The 21,662-nt window shown below is 70.1% G+C and carries 22 protein-coding genes; 17 read left to right on the top strand and 5 right to left on the bottom strand.

Annotation, left to right across the window (positions count from 1 at the left end; translation table 11 throughout):
- Positions 1 to 226: 226 nt before the first annotated feature.
- Positions 227 to 1,282: a TGL-type protein-glutamine gamma-glutamyltransferase gene (locus tag FFS10_RS18415; RefSeq protein ID WP_137895936.1), complete on the top strand. Its 1,056-nt coding sequence runs from the start codon at positions 227 to 229 to the stop codon at positions 1,280 to 1,282.
- An 80-nt stretch (positions 1,283 to 1,362) separates the two neighbouring features.
- Here FFS10_RS18415 and FFS10_RS18410 read toward each other — a convergent pair whose 3' ends face one another.
- Positions 1,363 to 2,286 (bottom strand): LysR family transcriptional regulator, encoded by a 924-nt coding sequence (locus tag FFS10_RS18410; protein ID WP_137895935.1) that lies wholly within the window; start codon positions 2,284 to 2,286, stop codon positions 1,363 to 1,365.
- A 132-nt stretch (positions 2,287 to 2,418) separates the two neighbouring features.
- On the opposite strand from FFS10_RS18410, the gene FFS10_RS18405 reads away from it, so the two are divergent.
- From FFS10_RS18405 to FFS10_RS18390, 4 genes are all read left to right on the top strand, one after another.
- Complete coding sequence (locus FFS10_RS18405; RefSeq protein WP_137895934.1) at positions 2,419 to 3,327, top strand: alpha/beta fold hydrolase; 909 nt, start codon at positions 2,419 to 2,421, stop codon at positions 3,325 to 3,327.
- 9 nt (positions 3,328 to 3,336) lie between these two features.
- Complete coding sequence (leuC, locus tag FFS10_RS18400; RefSeq protein ID WP_137895933.1) at positions 3,337 to 4,743, top strand: 3-isopropylmalate dehydratase large subunit; 1,407 nt, start codon at positions 3,337 to 3,339, stop codon at positions 4,741 to 4,743.
- Positions 4,736 to 5,392, top strand: a complete 657-nt coding sequence (leuD, locus tag FFS10_RS18395) for a 3-isopropylmalate dehydratase small subunit (protein WP_137895932.1) — start codon at positions 4,736 to 4,738, stop codon at positions 5,390 to 5,392. The genes leuC and leuD overlap by 8 nt, the downstream gene beginning before the upstream one ends.
- A 169-nt stretch (positions 5,393 to 5,561) precedes the next feature.
- Complete coding sequence (locus FFS10_RS18390) at positions 5,562 to 6,542, top strand: tripartite tricarboxylate transporter substrate-binding protein (protein ID WP_137895931.1); 981 nt, start codon at positions 5,562 to 5,564, stop codon at positions 6,540 to 6,542.
- Positions 6,543 to 6,738: 196 nt separating this feature from the next.
- On the opposite strand, the gene FFS10_RS18380 is transcribed toward FFS10_RS18390, so the two are convergent.
- A complete protein-coding gene (locus FFS10_RS18380; RefSeq protein ID WP_137895929.1) occupies positions 6,739 to 7,677 on the bottom strand; it encodes a VTT domain-containing protein in 939 nt (312 codons plus the stop codon).
- Positions 7,678 to 7,768: 91 nt separating this feature from the next.
- On the bottom strand, positions 7,769 to 8,584 hold the full coding sequence (locus FFS10_RS18375; protein WP_137895928.1) for an SDR family NAD(P)-dependent oxidoreductase: 816 nt from the start codon (positions 8,582 to 8,584) through the stop codon (positions 7,769 to 7,771).
- 135 nt (positions 8,585 to 8,719) lie between these two features.
- On the opposite strand from FFS10_RS18375, the gene FFS10_RS18370 reads away from it, so the two are divergent.
- Complete coding sequence (locus tag FFS10_RS18370) at positions 8,720 to 9,133, top strand: VOC family protein (protein ID WP_137895927.1); 414 nt, start codon at positions 8,720 to 8,722, stop codon at positions 9,131 to 9,133.
- 11 nt (positions 9,134 to 9,144) lie between these two features.
- Here FFS10_RS18370 and FFS10_RS18365 read toward each other — a convergent pair whose 3' ends face one another.
- Positions 9,145 to 10,029: a LysR substrate-binding domain-containing protein gene (locus FFS10_RS18365; RefSeq protein ID WP_137895926.1), complete on the bottom strand. Its 885-nt coding sequence runs from the start codon at positions 10,027 to 10,029 to the stop codon at positions 9,145 to 9,147.
- 91 nt (positions 10,030 to 10,120) lie between these two features.
- On the opposite strand from FFS10_RS18365, the gene FFS10_RS18360 reads away from it, so the two are divergent.
- From FFS10_RS18360 to FFS10_RS18310, 11 genes are read left to right on the top strand one after another with little or no spacing between them, the layout of a single operon-like run.
- Entirely contained in the window at positions 10,121 to 11,215 is a 1,095-nt protein-coding gene (locus tag FFS10_RS18360) for an ABC transporter substrate-binding protein (RefSeq protein ID WP_137895925.1), read from the top strand.
- Between the two features lie 10 nt (positions 11,216 to 11,225).
- Positions 11,226 to 12,137 (top strand): ABC transporter permease, encoded by a 912-nt coding sequence (locus tag FFS10_RS18355; protein WP_249931349.1) that lies wholly within the window; start codon positions 11,226 to 11,228, stop codon positions 12,135 to 12,137.
- Positions 12,137 to 12,991, top strand: a complete 855-nt coding sequence (locus FFS10_RS18350) for an ABC transporter permease (protein ID WP_137895924.1) — start codon at positions 12,137 to 12,139, stop codon at positions 12,989 to 12,991. The genes FFS10_RS18355 and FFS10_RS18350 overlap by 1 nt, the downstream gene beginning before the upstream one ends.
- Before the next feature lie 21 nt (positions 12,992 to 13,012).
- Positions 13,013 to 14,104, top strand: coding sequence for an ABC transporter ATP-binding protein (locus FFS10_RS18345; protein ID WP_137895923.1), 1,092 nt, complete (start codon positions 13,013 to 13,015; stop codon positions 14,102 to 14,104).
- A gap of 12 nt (positions 14,105 to 14,116) precedes the next feature.
- Positions 14,117 to 15,106, top strand: coding sequence for a bifunctional Delta(1)-pyrroline-2-carboxylate/Delta(1)-piperideine-2-carboxylate reductase (gene lhpI / locus FFS10_RS18340; protein WP_137895922.1), 990 nt, complete (start codon positions 14,117 to 14,119; stop codon positions 15,104 to 15,106).
- A complete protein-coding gene (gene speB, locus FFS10_RS18335; RefSeq protein WP_137895921.1) occupies positions 15,103 to 16,170 on the top strand; it encodes an agmatinase in 1,068 nt (355 codons plus the stop codon). The genes lhpI and speB overlap by 4 nt, the downstream gene beginning before the upstream one ends.
- Before the next feature lie 42 nt (positions 16,171 to 16,212).
- Positions 16,213 to 17,301 (top strand): ABC transporter substrate-binding protein, encoded by a 1,089-nt coding sequence (locus FFS10_RS18330; protein ID WP_212744147.1) that lies wholly within the window; start codon positions 16,213 to 16,215, stop codon positions 17,299 to 17,301.
- A 13-nt stretch (positions 17,302 to 17,314) separates the two neighbouring features.
- The gene (locus tag FFS10_RS18325; protein ID WP_137895920.1) at positions 17,315 to 18,349 is read left to right on the top strand and encodes an ABC transporter ATP-binding protein; all 1,035 of its coding nucleotides are present in this window, start codon (positions 17,315 to 17,317) and stop codon (positions 18,347 to 18,349) included.
- Positions 18,346 to 19,200, top strand: a complete 855-nt coding sequence (locus tag FFS10_RS18320; RefSeq protein WP_137895919.1) for an ABC transporter permease — start codon at positions 18,346 to 18,348, stop codon at positions 19,198 to 19,200. Before FFS10_RS18325 ends, FFS10_RS18320 begins: the two co-directional genes overlap by 4 nt.
- Positions 19,197 to 20,000: an ABC transporter permease gene (locus FFS10_RS18315; protein WP_137895918.1), complete on the top strand. Its 804-nt coding sequence runs from the start codon at positions 19,197 to 19,199 to the stop codon at positions 19,998 to 20,000. Before FFS10_RS18320 ends, FFS10_RS18315 begins: the two co-directional genes overlap by 4 nt.
- A 41-nt stretch (positions 20,001 to 20,041) precedes the next feature.
- The gene (locus FFS10_RS18310; protein WP_137895917.1) at positions 20,042 to 20,389 is read left to right on the top strand and encodes a RidA family protein; all 348 of its coding nucleotides are present in this window, start codon (positions 20,042 to 20,044) and stop codon (positions 20,387 to 20,389) included.
- Positions 20,390 to 20,398: 9 nt separating this feature from the next.
- Here the strand turns inward: FFS10_RS18310 and FFS10_RS18305 are convergent, their stop codons facing one another.
- On the bottom strand, positions 20,399 to 21,421 hold the full coding sequence (locus tag FFS10_RS18305; protein WP_137895916.1) for a carbohydrate kinase family protein: 1,023 nt from the start codon (positions 21,419 to 21,421) through the stop codon (positions 20,399 to 20,401).
- Positions 21,422 to 21,662: the final 241 nt, after the last annotated feature.

Here is a 21,662-nt window from a genome sequence, read left to right as displayed (position 1 = left end):
CCTTCGGATTCGGCACACTGGCCCAGGTGGATCGACGGCTTGCGGGGGTTTTTCCATGCCTGGCCTTGTCAAAACTGGCGTCAACCTGGCTCTGGCCCTGATCTGCGCGGGGAGCCTTGCCCGCGCGCCTGCGTCCCATTTCCTCGGCCCATCCGCAGAGCCCGGCTCCCTCAGTGGCATCGCGTTCTCCTGTGCGTCCGGACACCTTGCCCGACTGGAGCGCGACATGGCGGCATACCTGCGCGGGCTGGGGGTAGACAAGAACCTGGTGGTCAGGACCGAACCGGCCGACGGCATGCTTGTCTACACACTGGCGACACCCGAGGCGGACACGGACACCTTGAGCCTCAAGGACCGCAAGGCATACCGCATCAAGGACGCACGGCTGCGCCTGCCCGCCGCCGGCGGCAGAACCCGCGTGGTGAGCACGGTGTCCGAGAAAGAAATTCTTCTGGCCCTGCTTCAGCATGGCCGGCTGACGAACTTCAGCGGCGCCGGCTGCGCCCTCGATGCCCTGCGCGACCATGTGAGGCTGCGCCAGCACGTGGTGGCCTGGACGGACAGGCTGTCCTGGGTCTGGCCCGACGGCGGCCCGGCCAACTGGAACACCCGGCACTGGGACAAGGGTACACCGCGCGCCAAATTCCGCGTGGACCAGGCGCTGCTGGACGCCTTCCTCAACCAGGGCAAGTACCGCATTGGCTGCTACGCGGCCACCAAGCTCAGCTACGCCCATGCCGTGCTCGACTACCACGTCCGGGTCAAGAAGGACGCGGCCAAGGCGGCGCTGGTGCGCGAGCGCCTGATGCACGACGGGGAGCCGCTCGATGGCGTGGAGCCTGCGGCCATGTGGGATTTCGAGCAGGGCTTCGATCCGGCTGCGCGCGATGTCCCGGGCAAGCTCCTGGGCATCCGGCGCGGCATCGCGCCGGACAACTTCGTGCCCGGCGACTGGGTTTACTTGCTCAACACGGACCCGGCGAGCGCCGCAAAGACCGGCTACGAAGGCTCCAATGCCGTTTACCTGGGCCGCGGCAGGTTCGTCGACTACTACAACGATCACCGCCACGCCTACACCTATCGGGAAAAGATCGACGAGGTCTACCAGTGGCGACACGGCGTGTTCCGCCGCAGCCGCGACGCTGACAAGGTCCAGGCGCTCGCGGACGAGGACTTTGCGCGGCTGAGCAAGGCCCCGGCAGAGGGCGGCCTGCTGCTGGACTTGCGCGTGGTGCCGTACCTCTTTGGCTACGAAGACCTGCCCAGACTGCCCACGCCCTGAACCGTCGGCCCAGTCAAAAGGGAATGCGGCAGCGCGAAAGCCCCGCGGTCCCTTTGGGCCACGGCGTCGCGAGCTGTCTTTCACCACGCGGCGTCGCCGTGCGCCCCCGCCTCGCGGTAGTCCTTGAACCAGTCGTGCAGAAACTCGACCAGCGCCCGCGTCTTCGCCGACAAATTGGCTTTCGTCGGAAAGACCAGGTAAATGTCGGCCGGTGGCAGCTTCCAGCCGGCAAGCACGGCACGCAGGCGGCCGGAGCGCAGGTACCGCGCCGCATCCCATTGCGACCGCATCAGGATGCCGTGGCCATCCAGCGCCCACGAAAGCGCGCATTCCCCGTCGTTGGTGCTCAGGGGGCCCCGCACCTTGACCGTCTCCTGACGCGAGCCCGAGCGCAGATGCCATGTGCCAAAGGTCTCATCGCTCTCGCGGATGAAGATGCAGCGGTGTTGCTGCAACTCGCGCGGGTGAGTCGGCTCGCCGGCACGACGCAGGTACGAGGGTGCCGCGCAGAGAACGCGGCGGTTCAAGGCCAGCAAGCGTGCCGTCAAACGCGCATCTGGAAGTTCCCCGATGCGGATCGAGACGTCGAAAGCCTGCTCGACCAGGTTCACCGGCCGGTCGCTCAGATGCAGCTGGACCTCGACCTCGGGATAGGCCCGGCTGAACTTCGACAAGGCCGGCGCGATGTGCTGACGCCCGAAGCCCAAGGTGGCGCTGACCCTTAGGAGTCCGCGTGGCAGCGCCTTCGCGCCCGACACTGTGCGCTCCAGCGCATCGAGTTCGGCCAGCACGCGCGCCCCCTCGCTGAGATAAGTCTCCCCCTCGGGCGTGAGGCTGATGCGGCGCGTGGTGCGATGAAGCAGGCGAACCCCCAGCCTGGATTCGAGCGCGGCGAGGCGTTTGCTGACCGACGGTGGCGTCACGCCCATTTCCTGGGCCGCTGCGGCGAGGCTGCCTTGCTTCATCAGAAGCGTGAAGAAAGAAAGGTCCGAAAACGGCTCCATGGCGGGAAATTCGTTCTTTCAAGGAAACAATGAAGTACCTAAGACGATTTTATAGCCGTGCATGGCAAGCCTAGAATGAAATTCATCCGGGGCCTGCCGCCTCGTCAGTCGTCAACGAACAGGAGACATCCGATGTTCCCCAATGCCGCCGCCACGAAGGCCTTGTTCCCCGGTTTCGAGCATCGAAGCATCGAGGTGGACGATGGCGTTCGCATCTCGGCAGTCGTCGGTGGCGCAGGGTCGCCGCTGCTGCTGTTGCATGGCCATCCGCAGACGCACGCCATCTGGCACCGTGTGGCGCCCGCCCTGGCCCGCCGCCACACGGTCGTGGCCGCGGACTTGCGCGGCTACGGCGACTCGTCCAAGCCCGCGGGCGCGGCCGACCATGCGAACTATTCCAAGCGCGTCATGGCGCTGGATCAGCGGGGGCTCATGCGCGAACTCGGCTTCGAGCAATTCGACGTGCTCGCCCATGACCGGGGCGCAAGAGTGGCCCATCGCTTGGCTCTTGACCATGCCGAGGCGGTTCGGCGTCTGGTCCTCCTCGACATTGCCCCGACCCTCGCAATGTACGAGCAGACCACGCAAGCCTTTGCACGGACCTACTGGCACTGGTTCTTCCTCATCCAGCCCGCGCCGCTGCCCGAGCGCCTGATCGAGGCCGACCCGGCTGCCTACGTCCGCGACGTGATGGGCCGGCGAAGCGCCGGCCTCGCGCCGTTCGACCCGCGGGCGCTCGCCGAGTACCAGCGCTGCCTGGCCCTGCCGGGAGCCGCGCACGGCTTGTGCGAGGACTACCGCGCCTCGGCCGGCATCGACCTGGAGCACGACCGCGCCGACCGCGACGCCGGCCGCCTGCTCCAGCAGCCGCTGCTGGCCCTGTGGGGCGAGCAGGGCGTGGTCCACCGCTGCTTCCGTCCGCTCGACGAATGGCGCCGCGTGGCGCGCAACGTGGACGGCGAAGCCCTGCCCTGCGGGCACTACATCGCCGAGGAGGCCCCCGAGCAACTGCTCGCCCGGGTCCTGCCCTTTCTCTCCTGACAACACCCCATGAAGCCACGCACCCTGTACCGCAAGCTCGTCGATTCGCACACGGTGGCCACGCTGGACGAGCAGAACGTCCTGCTGTTCTGCGACCTCCACCTGATGAACGAGTACACCAGCCCGCAGGCCTTCGCCGGCCTGCACGAACAAGGCCGAGAGGTCGCGATGCCCGGCCAGAACGTCGCGACCGTGAGCCACATCATCCCGACCCAGCCGGTCAGGCCGCGCGTGATCCAGGACCCGGCATCGGCGCTGCAGGCCAGCGAGCTCAAGCGCAACTGCATCCGCCACGGCCTTGCGCTGTTCGACACCAACGACGCCCTGCAGGGCATAGAGCACATCATCGCGCCCGAACACGGCATGATCCGGCCCGGCATGGTGGTGATCTGCGGCGACAGCCACACCACCACCTATGGCGCGCTCGGCGCCCTGGGCTTCGGCATCGGCACGTCGGAGGTCGAGCACGTGCTGGCGACGCAGACGCTGGTCTACCGGCTGGCCCAGGACATGCGCATCCGGGTCGACGGACGGTTGCCCGCCGGCACCACGGCCAAGGACCTCATCCTCATGATCATCAGCCGCATCGGAGCGCAGGGCGCGCGCGGCTTCGCCGTCGAGTTCTGCGGCGCCGCCGTCGAAGCACTGTCCATCGAGGCGCGGTTCACGCTGTGCAACATGGCCGTCGAAGCGGGGGCGCGCGGCGCGCTCATCGCGCCCGACGAAGCCGCCATGCGGTATGTCCTGCAGCGGGCTCCAGACATCGACTCCAGCCTGCGCGGCCGGGCCCTGGCCCATTGGGCGACGCTCGGGAGCGACGACGGCGCGGCGTTCGACCTTGAACACCGCTTCGACGCCAGCGACGTGGCTCCCTACGTGAGTTGGGGGACCAGCCCCGACCAGGCGATTCCCGTCACGGGCACGATCCCGCAAGCCCAGGGACCGCAGCGCGCCAGCATGGCGCAGGCCATGCGCTACACCGGCCTGTCCGGCGGCATGCCGCTGGAGGGTGTGCCGGTGCAGCATGTCTTCATCGGCTCCTGCACCAACGCGCGGATCGAGGATCTGCGGGCGGTCGCCGAGGTCGTGAAGGGCCGCAAGGTCGCGCCATCCGTCCGGGCAATGGTGGTCCCCGGCTCCGGAACCGTGAAGGCGCAGGCCGAGGCGGAAGGCATCGCCCAGCTGCTCGTCGAAGCCGGCTTCGAGTGGCGTCAGCCGGGTTGCTCGATGTGCCTGGCGATGAACGACGACGTGTTGGCCCCAGGCCAGCGCTGCGCGTCGACGACCAACAGAAACTTCGAAGGCCGCCAGGGACGGGGCGCCATCACGCATCTCATGAGTCCGTCCATGGCCGCCGCCGCGGCCCTCACCGGGCATATCACCGACGTACGAAAGCTGGGGCTTGCCAATGACTGACGCCGGACGCATCGAGGGCATCGCGGCCACCCTCGTCACCGCCAACCTGGACACCGACCAAATCATGCCCAAGCAGTTCCTGCGCGGCATCGACAAGAGGGGGCTGGACAAGGGCTTGCTGTGGGACCTGCGCTTTGACGCAGAGGGCCGCCCGCGCCCCGGCTTCGTGCTCAACCAGCCCGCCTTCGCCGAAACCCGGATCTTGATCGCCGGCCCGAACTTCGGTTGCGGCTCCAGCCGCGAGCACGCCGTCTGGGGCCTGCAGCAGTACGGCATCGAGGCCGTGATTGCGTCGAGCTTCGGTGAAATCTTCTACTCGAACGCGATGAACAACCGCTTGCTCGCGGTGATGCTGCCGCAAGCCGATGTTCAGGTGCTGATGAAGGAAGCCGACGAAAGCGCAGATCCGCTGCGCGTCGAGATCGACGTGCAGAGCCTGACGGTGCGCACGCCGCGGAACACGCGCTCGTTCGTACTGTCCGAACGCCATCGCAGGATGTTCCTCGATGGCCTTGACATGATCGGCGCTTCGCTGACATACCAGCGGGCCATCGATGCCTTCGCGAAGCGCCACTGGGCTGAACAGCCGTGGCTGCGCGACGTCGCGCTGCGGACCAGGCAGCGACTCGACAAGGAGGCGCACGGCTAGCCGTCCATCCGCATCTTGCGCGCACGGCGGCCGCAAGGCGATTCGCCGCGCCGCGTCCTGATCCCCCTTGCTACCAAGCGGCCTCAGCGCCGCGGGGACATTGCATCCAGATGCCCGAGTCCGGCATCTTTCACGCCCTGCACCTGCACAGACACCCGAAGGAGACCCCATGCAAACGACCTGCCGATTCCTGTTATCCGCCGCGCTCGCCTTGTCCGCCGCCGGCGCCATGGCGGACTACCCTGAAAAACCCATCGTCCTGGTCGTGCCGTACGCCGCCGGCGGACCCACCGACAAGGTCGCGCGCGACTTTGCGCAGGCGCTGCGCAAGTCCATGGGGGCACAGCCCATCGTGATCGACAACGTCGTCGGCGCGGGCGGGAACATCGGCGCCGCGAAGGTGGCACGCGCGCCAGCCGATGGCTACACCCTGCTGCTGCACAACGTCGCCCTGGCCACGGCGCCGGCGCTGTACCGCAGCCTTCCATACAAGCCACTCGAGGACTTCGAATACCTGGGCCTCGTCAGCGAGGTTCCGATGACCTTGATCGGTCGGCACGACCTCAGGGCGGCCAACCTCGCCGAATTGAGCCGCCTCATCGCCGCCGAGCCTGGCAAGCTGAGCATCGCCAACGCCGGCGTCGGCTCGGCCGCGCATCTTTGCGGCCTGGTCTTCCAGCAAGCGCTCAAGGCGGACCTGGTGGCCGTTCCCTACAAGGGCACCGCCCCCGCGATGGCCGACCTGCTTGGCGGGCAGGTCGACCTGATGTGCGACCAGACCACCAACACCAGCGCTCAGATCGCCTCCGGCAAGGTCAGGGTGTTCGGCGTGACGACAGCCGTGCGCATTTCCACGCCCGCCTTGGCTGCGGTCCCGACACTCGACGAGAGCGGACTCAAGGGCTTTCGCATCGCGGTGTGGCACGGACTCTATGCGCCCAAGGGCACGCCGGCGACGATCGTGGAAAAGCTCAATGCGGCACTAAAGACCGCGCTGAAAGACGCCGACTTCGCCAGAAGGGAAGCCGAACTGGGCGCGGTGGTCGTGACCGATGACCGTACTGGCCGCGAGGGACACAAGCGTTTCGTCATGCAGGAAACCCAGCGCTGGGCACCGATCCTCAAGGCGGCGGCGCAGTATGCCGACTAGGGCCAGTTCGATGCGCGCGCCGGGGCCCAGGACGGCGACAGCCTCAAGCCCGGCAGTGCCATGCTGCGCGAGATCGGCAGCCCGGGCCGGCTGCACAAGCCGCACGTGGAGCAGACCGGCTTCGCCCTGCTCAAGGACTCCGACATCCCCAGCGTGCTGGTCGAGGCGGTCTTCATCAGCAAGCCCGAGGGAGAGTTCAGCCGTCGCTCGCCCGCGTGTCGCGCGTGGCGGCCACCCAGGCCTCGTAGCCGCCCGCCAGCGGGCGCACCGAGGCATGGCCCCGCCGCTGCAGCGCGCGGGCGGCCTTGACGGCCGTGGCGTCCTGCGGGCAGGCGCACAGGGTCACGATGGGGCGGTCCTTGGGCCAGGCCTCGGCCAGGCGCTCCAACTGCTCCAGGGCCACGACCAGCGCCCCCTCGATCGGCCCGGTCTCGGCGATCATGGCGGGACCGCGCAGGTCGAGCAGCAGCGGCGCCGGCTCCGCGGCCAGGGCGGCCAGCAGCTCCGCCGGCGTGATGCGCGGCATGGCGGCCAGGCGTTCGAAACGGCGCTTCTGCCAGAACCTCCAGCCCACCCAGAGGCCTAGGAAGCCCAGGGCGCCGGCAAGGACCAGCGCGCCCTGCTGGTCCAGCAGCGCGATCGCGGCGTTGACCTCGCTGCGCAGCAGCCAGCCGGCCCACAGGGCCGTGCCGGCCCAGAGCGCCGCGCCCAGACCCGCTGCCCCCAGGAAGCTGGGCAGCGGCATGCGCAGGGCACCGGCGATCGGCGGCGCCACGGTGGAGAAACCCGGCAAGAACTTGGCGCCGACCAGGGACCACAGGCCCCAGCGCAGAAAGCGGCGCTCGGTCTCCGAGACGCAGCTGCCCGGGTTGATGGACAGCCGGCACAGGCCCGACAGCACGCGGTAGCCGAAAGCCCGGCCCGCCAGGAACCACAGCCAGTCCGCGACCACCGAGGCCAGCACGGCTGCCGCCAGCACCTGGCCGACCAGTCCCCAGGACATCGCCAGGCTGCCCGCCAGCAGCAAGGTCGGCACGGCGGGCACGGGCAGGCCCGCCTGCTGCAGCAGCACGTTGAGGAACACGATCCAGGCGGCGTCGCGCCGGATCGCCTCGCTGATCTGGGTGAGCTCCATGCACGCCCTCCTTCCCGCGGCCATGCGGGCAGACACAGCATAGTGGCGCGCGGCCGCGCTGGCCAGCGCCTCGCGGGCCGGCAGCCGGCCGTCAGGAAGGTATAGCCTGGCCCGCGGCGTTCCTGCGCAGCGTCGGCAGGCCCACGCCGGCGGCGTCGAAGCCGCCGTCCACCGCCACCACCTGCCCGTTCACGTAGCTCGCGGCGTCACTGCAGAGGAAGCCCACGACCGCAGCAATCTCCTCGACCGTGCCGTAGCGCTCCAGCGGAATCACGTCGTGGTAGTCCGAGCGGATCGCCACGCTGTGCACCAGCTTGGCCATTTCGGTCTCCACCGGCCCCGGCGCCACGGCGTTCACGCGTATGCCCACGGTGCCCAGTTCCACGGCCTGCTGCTTGGTCAGCTGGATCAGCGCCGCCTTGCTGGTGCCATAGGCCACGCGCAGCGTGCTGGCGCGCAGGCCGGAGATCGAGGCGATGTTGACCACGCTGCCGCCGCCGGCCCGGCGCATCACGGGCGCGCAGGCCTGGGTGCAGAGGAAGGGGCCGTCCAGGTTGGTCGCCAGCACCTGGCGCCACTCGGCGAAGCTGGTTTCGGCGATCGGCTTGAACACGGCCACGCCGGCGTTGTTGACCAGGGCGTCGATGCGGCCGAACACCGCCTCCACGCGGCCTATGGCAGCCTGCACCTGCTGCGGGTCGGACACGTCGCAAGGGACGGCCAGCACCCGGTCCGCATCGTTCAGTTCGGCGGCCGTGCGGGCCAGGGTGTTGGTGTCGATGTCGAGCAGGGCCACGCGGTGGCCATGGGCCAGGAACCATTGGCCTATGGCCAGTCCTATGCCGCGCGCGCCGCCGGTCACGACGGCGACGGGAACGGCAGGGGCGGAGGATGCGGTTGCGGTCATGTTGTCTCCGAAAAAGGAATGAGCGTGGGGCGACACAATGGCTTACCAGCAGGGGCTGCCAAATCGGCGATTCTCTTCTATTCTCCTTTCTCCCACCCGCGGCCGCAGGGGCCGCATCCACAGCGAGGAGAAGCCATGCAGGTTCAGCCCTATCTGTTCTTCGAAGGCCGTTGCGAGGAGGCGGTCGAGTTCTACCGCAAGGCGCTAGGCGCCGAGGTGACCATGATGATGCGCTACAAGGACAGCCCCGAGCCACCGCAGCCCGGCTGCTTGCCGCCCGGCGCCGAGGACAAGATCATGCACATGAACATGTCCATAGGCGACACCCAGATCATGGCCTCGGACGGAAACTGCAGCGGAAAGCCCGGCTTCCAGGGTTTCTCGCTCTCGCTGACGGCCGCCAGCGAGGCCGAGGCCGAGCGCTGGTTCAACGCCCTGGCCGACGGCGGCCAGGTCCAGATGCCACTGGCCAAGACCTTCTTCGCCTCGAGCTTCGGCATGGTGGCCGACCGCTTCGGCGTCTCCTGGATGGTGATCGTGATGCCCTGAGGGCCGCGGCGTCAGGCCAGCAGCGTGGCGCGGGTTCGCTCGGAAAAGAACGGGCCCGGCGTGCGCATCACGAAGTCGGCGAGGTGGCGCGCCTGCTCGGGCGCCGCCGTCCTCATGTACAGGCCGATCTCGATGGGCACCGGCTGCGGGAATTCGCTGGCCCGGTCTAGGCTGCGGCAACCGGCCGGAATCGTCGCGGACATCATGGGGCCTATGCCTATGCCCACCTGCACCGCCGTGGCCATGGCGACCAGGGTGCTGGCCTCGCAGACCACGTTCCAGCGCAGGCTGCGGTCCGCCAGGGCCTCGATCGCTCGCGCGCGCCAGGGACAGGCCTCCTCGAACAGCACGACGGGCAGCGGCTCCTCGCTCGAGACGCTGAGGTCCGAGCGCACGGTCCACAACAGTTGCTCGGGCCAGACCATCAGCGGCTTGCGCGCCACCTCGCTGGTGTCGCAGATCAGCAGGTCGAGCTTGTCCTGGCCGAACAGCGCGGCCAGCCGGCGATTGCCGTCGGCCATGATGTCGATGTCGACACGCGGATTGAGGTCGCGAAAGGCCTTGAGGATGTCGACCAGCCTTGTCGCCGCGAAGTCCTCGACCACCCCGAGCTTGACCCGCCCCTCCACGCGCTGCCCACCCAGGCGCTGCCTGACCTCGTCGTTGAGGGTCAGGATCTCGCGCGCATAAGGCACGAGCAGCAGCCCGTCGGCGGTCAGCGCCAGCCCCTTGGACGAGCGCTCGAACAGCGCCACGCCCAGCAGTTCCTCGAGCCGGCGCACCTGCATGCTGACCGCCGCCTGCGTGCGATGCAGGGCGGCCGCCGCGCCGTTGACCGTGCCGACTTCGGCCACCGAGAGAAAGGCGCGCAACAGGTAGGGGTCGAGATCAAGCATTCAACTTTGTTTATAGCAGGCCGACAATTTTCCGGCTACCCCGCGCGAAACCCCGCTGCTACGCTCCCTCCACTTTCAACAAGGAGACACCATGCAGCGAGAAATCAAGCGACGCGACCTGCTCAAGACCGGCGCCGCCTTCGGACTGGGCTCGGCCCTGGCCTTCCCGGCCGTGCACGCGGTCGCGCAAGGGCGGCAGTTCGCCGGCAAGACCCTGCGCATCCTGACCTGGTCCGACGACACCGGCCTGGCCGTGCTGCGCCACATCGCGCAAACCTTCGAGGCCCAGACCGGTGCCCGGGTGGTGGCCGACCGAACGGGCAGCACCTCGGAGATGGTGGCCAAGCTCAAGGCCGCCGGCACGCGGCCGCAGTACGACGTGATCACGCTCGCCGGCGTCGGCGCCACCACCTTGGCCAGCGCCGGCCTGCTCGACAAGCCCGACCTCAACCAGCTGCCCCATCTGCAGAACGTCGACCCGCGCTTTCGCACCGGCGCCGACGGCCACGGCATCGGCTACCTGCTGTGGACCGGCGGCCTGCTCTACAACACGCGCACGTTCAAGGAGGCGCCGACCAGCTACGAGGAGCTGTGGAACCCCAAGTACGCCAAGCGCCTGTTCCTGCCCCCGGCCACCTGGACCGACGCGCTCGACACCATCGTCGCCGCGGCCAAGCTCACGGGCGGCAGCGCGACCAACGCCGAGGCCGGCTTCAGGAAGCTCGCCGAGCTCAAGGACCGCGTGCTGACCTTCGGCGAAAACCCGACCCAGATCGCCGAGCTGTTCCGCTCCAACGCGCTGGACCTCGGCGGGGTCTATGCACCGGCCTTCTATGCCAAGGCGCTGAAGGACCCGAGCTCGGGCCTGGGCGCCACATACAACCTCAAGGAAGGCTTCTTCGCCGACCTGATGTACACCGTGCTGCCCAAGAGCCGCCCCGGCGACAGCGCCGTGGCGCATGCCTTCGTCAACCACTCGCTCGACCCCGTGGTCCAGGGCCGGATGGCCGAGGAGGTGCTGAACGGGCCGGTGAACCAGAAGGCGGTGCTCTCGGCCGCGGCCAAGGCCAGCCCCTTCATCATCAAGCCCGAGCAGCTTGGCGACAAGGCGGTGATCCACGACAAGAGCGTGATCGCCAGCGTGCGCGAGAGCTGGATCAAGCGCTACACGCAGACCTTTGCCTGAGGGGCCGCGCGTGCAAGCCGTCAACCCCACGACCGGCGTGCTGGCCGCGCCGCCCGATGCCGGGCGGTCCAGGCCCGCGCGGCGCCTGGCCGGCACCATGCTGCTGGTGCTGCCGGCCCTGGTCCTGCTGCTGCCCTTCCTGGCGGCGGTGCTGTTCGTGCTGCGCTACTCGGTCTCGGCCGAGAGCCCGGCCCTGGCCGGCTGGTCGCTGGCCCACTACCAGGGCTTGCTCGAGCCCTTCTTCCTGCGCTCGGTGGGGCTCACGCTCAAGCTGGCGGCGCTGAGCACCGTGCTGTGCCTGCTGCTGGCGCTGCCGATCGCGATGCTGATGGCCGCGGTCGCACAGCCCTGGTGGCGGCGCGTCATGACCAGCCTGGTGCTGCTGCCGATGATCCTGAACCTGCTGATCCAGTCCTACGGCTGGATGATGGTGCTGGGCCCCAACGGCGCCGTCAACGGCCTGCTGCTGAAGCTGGGCCTGACAGCGCAGCCCCTGCAGCTGCTGTTCAACGAGACCGGCGTGCTGATCGGCCTGGTGCAGACCACGCTGCCGCTGGCGGTGTTCCCCATCCTGGGATCGATGCGCGTGCTGTCGCAGGACCAGCTCGAGGCCGCGGCCAGCCTGGGCGCCAGGCCCTGGCGTTCGTTCTTCGACATCACGCTGCCGCTGCTCAGGCCCGGCCTGATCAGCGCCGCTTCCATCGTGTTCGCCTTCAACGCCAGCGCCTTCGCCATCCCGCTGCTGCTGGGCGGGCGGCGCGTGCAGATGATGGGCGTCGCCATCCGCGACATGATCTCGCCGCTGTTCGACTGGGCCGGCGCGTCCGCGGCCGGCGTGGCTCTGATCCTGATCACCCTGCTCACGATGACGGCGGCCACCTGGCTGAGCGGCCGTGCATTGCCCCTCAAGGAGGCCCGCTGATGTCCGCTTCCCTCTGGTCCCGCAGCTGCGGCGGTTCGTTCCGCGCCGCGATGCTGGCGCTCGCCGGCCTGGGCCTGCTCGTCGCCGCCCTGCCCGTGCTCGTGATCGTGGTCATGTCGTTCTCGGGCGACGCCAGCCTCGCCTTTCCGCCGCGCTCGCTGTCGCTGCGCTGGTATGGCGCCGCGCTCGAGGTGCTGTTCGGCGGCGACAGCGACGGCGCGGGCTCGGCCTTCGAGGCCATGGCCACCAGCTTCACGGTCGGCGCCATCACCATGCTCGCCACCACCGCGGCCTGCGTCCCGCTGGCCTACGTGCTGGTGCGCCGCGGCGGCCGCTGGCGCCAGTGGGTGGAGGGGCTGTTCACGCTGCCGCTGGTGTTTCCTCTCGTGGTGCTGGGCGTGGCCTACCTGCTGCTCAGCGAAAGCCTGGCCCGGCAGACCGGCAGCGACGGCGGCCTGCTGCGCCTGGCCATCCCGCACATCGTGCTGGCCCTGCCCTTCGTGCTGCGCAACTGCCTGAGCGCCATGCAGGGCGTCGGCCGCGAGCTCGAGGAGGCCGCGATGTCGCTGGGCGCCTCGCCCTTGCGCGCCGCCATCGACGTGGTGGTTCCGCTGATGAAGCCGGGCATCCTGGCCGGCCTGATCTTCGCCTTCATCATCTCGTTCAACGAGTTCACGGTCAGCTTCTTCATGTACACGGTCGACCTGCGCACGCTGCCGATCTGGATGTACAGCCGCACCGTGTCCTCGCTGGACCCCACCACGCTCGCGATCTCCACCCTGATCATCGCGCTCGACGTGGCCCTGATCACCTGGGTCGACAAGCTCGTCGCAGGCAAGGGCAGCCTGTTCTGAACCTCCATCCCGCCACACACCATGCCAACCTCTCCCATCACGTCGTCCGCGCAAGGCGGCTACCTGGACATCCGCGGCCTGGGCAAGCGCTTCGGCAGCCACGAGGCGCTGGCCGACGTGAGCCTCTCGATCCGGCGCGGCGAGTTCGTCTGCCTGCTCGGCCCCTCGGGCTGCGGCAAGACCACGCTGCTGCGCATCATCGCCGGCTTCGAAAAAGCCGACCGCGGCCATCTGCTGCTCGAGGGCCGCGACATAGTCGCGCTGGCGCCGCACCAGCGCGGCTTCGGCATGGTGTTCCAGTCCCTGGCCCTGTTTCCGCACATGAGCGTGGCCGACAACATCGCCTACGGCATGAAGCTGCGCGGCGTCGCGGCGGCGCAGCGCCGCAGGCGCGTCGAGGAGCTGCTCGAGCTGGTGCAGCTGCCGGCCGTCGCCGACCGCCCGGTCTCGGCCCTGTCGGGCGGCCAGCGCCAGCGCGTGGCGATCGCGCGCGCCCTGGCCGTGCCGCCGCCGCTGTTCCTGCTCGACGAGCCCCTGTCCGCGCTCGACGCGCAGCTGCGCGACAACATGCAGATCGAGCTGCGCCAGCTGCAGCAGCGCTTCGGCGTCACCACCGTGGTCGTCACGCACGACCAGCACGAGGCCATGATGCTGGCCGACCGCCTGGTGGTCATGAAGCAGGGCCGCGTGCAGCAGTGCGACCGGCCGACCGAGGTCTACCGCCGTCCCGCCAATGCCTTCGTCGCCGAGTTCCTCGGCGCCGCCAACCTGCTGCCCGGCACCGCCCAGGCCGACGGCAGCCTGCACGTGCTGGGTGCGGCGCTGCCCGCCGATACGCGCCTGGCGGCCGGCAGCGCCGTGACCCTGGCCGTGCGCGCCGAGGACGTGGGCCTGCAGGCCCTGGCCGACAGCGCCGAGCCGGCCGGCCAGTTGGTGGGCGACATCGAGTTCGTGCGCGACCTGGGGCCGCAGACCGAGCTCATCGTGCGCTGCGGCGCCGAGCGCCTGCGCTGCCGCAGTGCCCACACCGAGCTGCGCCGGCTCGGCGTGGGCCAGCAGGTCGCCGTGCGGATCGACGCGCGGCGCTGCGCCGTGTTCCCCGCCCAATCCTGAAAGGCCCCGACCATGAGCGAGATCCCCCTGTTCCTCGACGCCCCCGCCGTGGCCCGGGCCCTGCCCTGGCCGGCCCTGATCGACGCGCTGCAGCAGGCTTTTCGCCTGGCCGACGCGAGCGCGCCCGAGCGCCTGCATTACGCGCTCGGCGAAGCCGCCGGCGCCGCGCCTACGCTGCTCGTGATGCCGGCCTGGAGCCCCAGCCTGGGCGTGGGCACCAAGCTGGTCACCGTGTTCCCCGAGAACCCGCGCGCCGGCCTGCCCTCGATCCACGGCGTCTACGTGCTGATGGACCCGCGCCACGGCCAGGTCCTGGCCGTGCTCGACGGCGGCGAGCTGACCGCGCGCCGCACGGCCGCCGCCTCGGCCCTGGCCAGCCGCCAGCTCTCGCGCCCCGACAGCCGCTGCCTGCTGATGGTGGGCGCCGGGCGCCAGGCGCGCAACCTGCCGCTGGCCCATGCCAGCGTGCGGCCGATCGAACGCGTGCTGGTCTGGAACCGCCGGCCCGACGAGGCCCGGGAGGCCGTGCGCGCGCTGCAGGCCCAGGGCCTGCAGGCCGAGCTCGCGACCTCGCTGCGCGAAGCCGCCGCCGAGGCCGACATCGTCAGCTGCGCCACGCTGTCGACCGAGCCCCTGCTGGCCGGCGACTGGCTGCGCCCCGGCACCCATGTGGACCTGGTCGGCGCCTTCAAGCCGACCATGCGCGAGACCGACGACCGCCTCTTCGCGCGCGCCGACGCGGTCTGGTGCGACACGCGCGCAGGCGCGTTCAGCGAGGCCGGCGACATCGTGCAGGCCGTCAAGAGCGGCGCCTTCGACCCCCAGCGCCTGGCCGGCGACCTGGCCGCGCTCTGCCGCGCGCCCGGGCCCGCCCGGCGCAACGCGCACGAGATCACGGTCTTCAAGTCGGTCGGCATGGCCCTCGAGGACCTGGCCGCGGCGCGCCTGTGCCTGGACCGCCACCGCGCCGCCCACCCGCTTTCTTCCACGGAGACCCCATGAGCATCGACCCCCAGCACCTCGCGCGCCTGCGCGAGCGCTACGCCAACGCCGCAGGCAGCGACATCTTCGACCCCGCGTTCAAGGCCGTGGCCGAGCGCATCTTCAGCAGCTCGGACCGCCGCAAATGGCCGTTCGCCGATGTCGCGACCTTCCTCGACGCGCCCTACCGGCCCGAGGCGCTGGCGCAGCAGCCCTATGACTTCGCGGGCCTGGACGTGGCGCTGATCGGCGTGCCCATGGACCTGGGCGTGACCAACCGCGCCGGCGCGCGCCTGGGCCCGCGCGCCGTGCGCGCGGTCGAGCGCGTCGGCCCCTACGAGCATGCGCTGCGCGTGGCGCCGCTGACCCGGCTGAAGGCGGCCGACGTCGGCGACCTGCCCATGCGCAGCCGCTACAGCCTGGCCGACTGCCATGCCGACATCGAGCAGGGCTTCGCCCAGATCGTGCAGGCCGGCGTGGTCCCGCTGGCCGTGGGCGGCGACCACTCGATCACCGGCTCCATCCTCAAGGCCGTGGGACGCGAGCGGCCCGTGGGCATGATCCACCTCGACGCCCATTGCGACACCGCCGGCAGCTACGAGGGCTCGAAGTTCCACCACGGCGGCCCGTTCCGCGAGGCGGTGCTGGCCGGCGTGCTCGATCCTCGGCGCTGCGTGCAGATCGGCATCCGCGGCGGCGCCGAGTACCTCTGGGAGTTCTCGTTCGACGCCGGCATGACCGTGATCCACGCCGAGGAGTTCACGCGCCTGGGCGTGGCCGAGGTGCTGCGGCGCGCGCGCGAGGTGGTCGGCGACGGCCCGACCTATGTCACCTTCGACGTGGACTGCCTGGACCCGGTCTACGCCCCCGGCACCGGCACGCCCGAGGTCGGCGGCCTGAGCTCGCGCGAGGCGCTGGAGCTGCTGCGCGGCCTGGCCGGCATCGACATCGTGGGCGGCGACGTGATGGAGGTGGCGCCCCAGCACGACCCCACCAGCAACACGGCCCAGATCGGCGCCCAGGTGCTGTTCGAGCTGCTGTGCCTGGTCGCGCTCTCGCCGCGCTTTGCGCAGCGCGGCGCCTGAGCCGCGCAACATTCGACCCATCCAAATCGTGAGGAGACAAAGATGAGCATGCAAGATCACAAGCCGCTGGACCGCCGGTCCGTTCTCGGCGCCGGCCTGGCCGGCGCCTCCCTGCTCGCGGCGCCGGGCCTGCTGCGCGCCCAGGGGCGTTCGCTCAAGGTCGGCGTCTATGGCGGCTATTTCAAGAAGTCGTTCGACAAGCACATCTTCCCGGCCTTCACCAAGGCCACCGGCATCGCGGTCGAGTCGGTGGCCGAGCCGACCGGCGAGGCCTGGCTGGTGCAGCTGGAGCAGACGGCGCGCGCCAACCAGGCGCCGGCCGACGTCTCGATGATGGGCCAGGTCGCCCTGCTCAAGGGCCAGGCCACCAAGCTGTGGGCGCCGCTGGACCTGGCGAAGATCCCGAACGCGAGCGCGCTGCAGGAGCGCTTCGTCCAGCGCTACCCCGACGGGCGCGTCGCCGGCATAGGCGCCGTGTCCTGGTACATCACCCTGGTCAGCAACACCCGCGCCTACCCGAACCCGCCCCAGTCCTGGGCCGCGCTCTGGGACCCGGCCAACAAGGACAGGCTGGGCCTGCTGGCCCTGGTCTCCAACTCCTTCCTGCTCGAGGTCACGGCCAAGACCTTCCTCGGCGGCACCCAGGCCCTGGACACCGAGGCCGGCCAGCTCAAGGCCTTCAAGAAGCTCGCCGAGCTCAAGTCCAACGTGCGCCTGTGGTACCGCGACGAGGCCCAGTTCGAGCAGGCGCTCAAGTCGGGCGAGATCCCCATGGGCCAGTACTACCACGACGTCACCGGCCTGGCGGCCGGCGAGGGGCATCCTGTGCGCTCCACCTTCCCCAAGGAAGGCGGCATCCTGGACTCGGGCTCCTGGGCCATCTCGCGCGCCTCGAAGAAGGGCGAGGAGGCCCATGCCTTCATCAACTTCGTCAGCCAGCCCGCGATCCAGGCGCTGATGGCGCGCCAGATCGGCACCTCGCCCACGGTCAAGCGCAAGCTGCTCGAGCTCAGCGACAAGGAGTTCGCCGCGGTCTCCTCCGAGATCGACCCCATCGTGCCGCGCTACGATCTCTACCAGACCCGCTCGGACTGGCTCAACGAGCAGTGGACGCGGCTGATCGCCGGCTGAGGAGGACGAGACCATGACCGGACTGGTCCTGCAGGACATCTCCAAGCGCTTCGGCGCCAGCACCGTGGTCGAACAGGTGCAGCTGGCCGTGCCCGCGGGCAGCTTCGTCTGCCTGCTCGGCCCCTCGGGCTGCGGCAAGACCACGCTGCTGCGCATGATCGCGGGGCTGGAGACGCCGAGCCAGGGGCTCATCCTGCTCGACGGCCAGGACATCACGGCCTTGCCCACGCACCAGCGCGAGCTGGGCATGGTGTTCCAGTCGCTGGCCCTGTTCCCGCACCTGAGCGTGGGCGAGAACATCGCCTACCCGCTGCGCATACGCGGCCGCCCGCGCGCCGAGCAGGCGCGGCGCACCGAGGAACTGCTGAACCTGGTCCACCTGCCCGGCTACGGCGACCGCCCCGTGGCCCAGCTCTCGGGCGGGCAGCGCCAGCGCGTGGCGATCGCGCGCGCGCTCGCGCTCTCGCCGCGGCTGTTCCTGCTCGACGAGCCGCTGTCGGCGCTGGACGCCAAGCTGCGCGAAGCCATGCAGCTCGAGCTGCGCCAGTTGCAGCAGCGCCTGGGCATCACCACCGTCGTGGTCACGCACGACCAGCGCGAGGCCATGACCATGGCCGACCTCGTGGTCGTGATGGGCGAGGGCCGCGTGCGCCAGGCCGCGCCCCCGATCGAGATCTACCGCCACCCGGCCGACGCCTTCGTCGCCGACTTCATAGGCTCGACCAACCTGCTCGAGCTCGAGCGCGACGCCCAGGGCCGCGCCTCGGCCTTCGGCTGCGCCCTGCCCGGCGTACCGGCCCCGGCCGCGGGCCGCGCCACGCTCTCGATCCGCCCCGAGGACCTGCAGCTCACCGTCCCCGGGGACGGCGCGCTGTCGGGACGGGTCAGCTTCGTGCGCGACCTCGGGGCCACGATAGAGACCTTCATCGAGGTCGGCGGCAAGGTGCTGGTGGCGGTGACGACGCCGCGCGCGCGCGCTCAGGTCCAGCCCGGCGACGCCGTGGGCGTGGTGCTGCCGCCCGAGAACTGCGTGGTGCTGGCCTCATGAGACGCGAACCGCCCCGCCGCGCGGCCGACTACGCGCCGCTGGCCTTCCCGGCGCTGATGCTGCTGGTGTTCTTCGCCCTGCCCTTCGGCACCATGGTCGCGGTGAGCTTCTTCCGCCGCCAGCAGGGAGGCTTCTACACGCCCGACTTCGTGCTCGACAACTACGCGCGCTTTCTGAGCCCTTTCTTCGGCAACCTGCTCGCGTTCTCGCTCGGCCTGGCGGCCCTGGCCGCGGTCTGCTCGGTGCTGCTGGCCTTTCCCTTCACCTACCTGCTGACGCGCCAGCCGCGCCGCGTGCAGACACGCTGGCTGATCGGCCTGCTGGCCCTGCTCTCGCTGTCCGAGGTGATCATAGGCTTCGCCTGGTCCACGCTGTTCTCGCGCACGGCCGGCATCAGCAACCTGCTGGTCGCGCTCGGCCTGATGGCCGAGCCCCAGGCCCTGCTGCCCAGCTTCGGCGCCGTGCTCACCGGCATGGTCTACCAGTCCCTGCCCTATGCCGTGCTGGTGCTCTACCCGGCCCTGGTGCGCCTGGACCCGACGCTGATCGAGGCGGCCCGCACGCTCGGCGCCCATCCGGCGCTGGCCTTCCTCAACGTGGTGGTGCCGGCGCTGCGCCGCACCATCGTCGCGGCGCTGATCATGGTCTTCGTGTTCGAGCTCGGCTCCTACCTGCTGCCGCAGATCCTGGGCCGCCCGCAGCACTGGACCCTGTCGGTGCTGATCACCGACCAGGCCATCTACCAGTCCAACCTGCCGTTCGCCGCCGCCATGGCCCTGTTCCTGGTGCTGCTGTCGCTGGCCCTGGTCGGACTGACCCTGCTGATCGGCCGCAAGGAGGGCACGACATGAGTGCAAGGCTGCTGCAACGCCTGTTCTTCGGCGCGGTCACGCTGTTCCTGGCCGCGCCCATCGTGATCGTCGCCGGCGTCTCGCTGAACGAGCGCCAGACCCTGGCCTTCCCGCCCCAGGGCCTGTCCTGGTCCTGGTACGCCGAGATCTTCACCGACCCCGGCTGGCGCGGCGCGCTGCTGGCCTCCATCACCCTGGCCGCCTGCTCGGCCGCGCTGGCCACCGCGATCGCTGCGCCGCTGGCCTGGTTCCTGTGGCGCCGCCATGCGCCCTGGGCCGGCGTCTTCCGCCTGCTGGGCGTGGCGCCCTTCGTGCTGCCGCCGGTGATCACGGCTCTGGGCCTGCTGAGCTTCTGGGTCGCAACGGGCGGCTACGGCCAGCCCTGGACCGCGGTGATCAGCCATGCGATCTTCTTCGTCACGCTGCCGCTGGTGACGCTGACCCTGGGCCTGGAGTCGATCGACCGCTCCCTGCTCGACGCCGCCTCGACCATGGGCGCCGACGAGCGCAGCGTGCTGCGCACCGTGGTGCTGCCGCTGATCCTGCCCAACCTGGTCTGCGGCTACGCGTTCGCCTTCGTGCTCTCGCTCAACGAGTACATCGTGGCCTACATGACCGTGGGCTTCACGCTCGAGACCCTGCCGATCAAGATCTTCAACGCCCTGCGCTACGGCTACACACCGACCATGGCCTCGGTCTCGGTGCTCTTCGTCGCGGTCTCGGCCCTGGTGTTCAGCCTGGTCGCGCGCCTGGGCGACCTGCCGCGCCTGCTCGGCGCCCTGCCCGCTGACGAGCACTGATCCCCCCGTTCCCCTTCACAAGCAACCAAGGAAAGCTCCAGATGACCGTCATCCGCCACGAAAAAGGCCCGCGCATGAGCCAGGCCGTGATCCACAACCGCACCGTCCACCTGGCCGGCCAGGTCGGCCATGGCGCCAGCACGGCCGAGCAGACGCGCGACATGCTGGCCCAGGTCGAGCGCCTGCTCGCGCTGTCGGACAGCGGCAAGTCGCTGATCCTCTCGGCCCAGATCTGGCTGGCGGACATGAAGGACTTCGCCGAAATGAACGCGGTCTGGGACGCCTGGATAGACCCCGAGCATCCGCCTGCGCGCGCCTGCGGCGAGCTCAGGCTGGCCTCGCCCGAGTACCGCGTCGAGGCGCTGATCGTGGCTGCGCAGCGCGGCTGACGGCCCGCCTCAAGCGAAGGCGGCCGGCACCTCGCGCGTGCGCGCGCTGGCCTGCTCCCAGCTCGGCGGCACGCAGCCGCGCTGCATCACGCACAGGCTGGCGCTGGCCAGGGCATGGGCCAGCAGGGCGCGGCAGCGTGCCTCGTCGAGCGTGGCCAGTGCCTGCGCCGGCGCCTGGCCGGCCTCGTCCGCGCCGCGCAGCAGGGCCGTCAGCAGGCCCGCCAGGAAGCAGTCGCCCGCGCCCACCGTGTCCACCACGGCCACCGGCTGGGATTCGCGCGCACGCAGCCAGTGGGTGCCGCCGGCGTCGCGCCGCAGCAGGGCGGCGCCCTGCGCGCCCAGGGTCAGCGCCATCAGCCGCGCCGGCGTCTGCGCCAGCAGGTTCAGCGCCCTGGCCTCGGCGCTCTCGCCCGGCAGGTCCAGCACCTCGAGGTCCTCGTCGCTGGCCTTCACCAGGTCGGCGTACTGCAGCGCCGCCATCACGTTGCGCCGGTAGGCCGGCAGGTCGCGCATCACCGAGGGGCGCAGGTTGGCGTCCACCACCACCAGGCGGCCGTCCGCGCGCTGGGCCGCCAGCCAGGGCAGGTATTTGTCGGCGTCCTCGGCCGCCAGGGCCAGGGCGCCGGTGCAGACCATCTGCAGGCCCGGCGCGCGGGCGCAGGCCTGCACCAGGCCGGCGGCGCTTACGGCGCGGTCGGCCACCAGCTCACGGTAGAAGGCGTAATCGGGATGGCCGGCCTCGGTCAGCCCGACCACCGCGAGCGAGCTCACCTCGCTCACCGGCTCGGCGCGCGCCAGCAGCACGCCGTCGGCGACCAAGCCGCGCGCCAGCTGGCGCCCGAAGCGGTCGCCCGAGAGCGGGTTCAGGTACAACGTGGCCATGCCCTGGCGCGACAGCGCGCGCGTGAGGTTGTAGACCGCCCCGCCCAGGCAGGGGTCGAGCCGGCCATCGGCCTGCAGCACAAGGTCGATCAGCGCCTCGCCAGCGGTGGCGACGCGGGCCTGGAATTGAGCTTGTTCAGGGTTTTCCATAACTAAAACAACTTGATTTATTAATCTATCAGCAACTATAGTCCCATCACGCCGGAACGTAAACCGCCGCAGCCCCGGGATTTCCCGGAGCCGGAGCCGGCGCAGTGCCCACCTTCGAGGAGACCGCCAGATGAAGAAATCCCTTGCCCCCCAGCTGATCCTGTCCACCCTGGCCCTGGCCGCCTCGGCCAGCTTCGCCGCCGGCGAGCCGGTGATCGGCCTGATCACCAAGACCGAGACC

The organism is Ramlibacter sp. 2FC, from assembly GCF_005503345.1.
Taxonomy (GTDB): Bacteria; Pseudomonadota; Gammaproteobacteria; order Burkholderiales; family Burkholderiaceae_C; genus SCMQ01.
The sequence above is the reverse complement of the archived record's forward strand: the minus strand, read 5'-3'. Positions and strand labels throughout refer to the sequence as shown.